This window comes from Streptomyces sp. SID11385 (assembly GCF_010548245.1).
Classification (GTDB): domain Bacteria; phylum Actinomycetota; class Actinomycetes; order Streptomycetales; family Streptomycetaceae; genus Streptomyces.
Genome location: NZ_JAAGLR010000938.1, coordinates 1 through 260, shown reverse-complemented (window position 1 = coordinate 260; position 260 = coordinate 1). Strand labels below are relative to the sequence as shown.

The 260-nt window shown below is 78.5% G+C and carries 1 pseudogene; it reads right to left on the bottom strand.

Annotated elements, in window-relative coordinates:
• Positions 1-260: pseudogene (locus G3I42_RS28305) on the bottom strand (magnesium-translocating P-type ATPase); the annotation flags it as partial.

The window sequence follows — 260 nt, the reverse complement described above, 5'->3', positions numbered from 1 at the left end:
GACCGCCGCGAGCCGCAAGGGCTCCGGGTCGGGCGCCCCGCGCGCGTCGAGACTCGCGTGCGCACACGGCTCGTCCGCCGTGAGCGTCCCCGTCTTGTCGACGCACAGCACCTCCACCGCGCCCAGGTCGTGCAGCGCCGAGGGCCGGCTGACGATCACCCCGTGCTCGGCCGCGAGCCGCAGCGCCGCCCGCGCGGGCGCGAGCGTCGCCACCACCGGCAGCATCTCCGGGGTGAGGCCCACCGCGACCGCGACGGCGA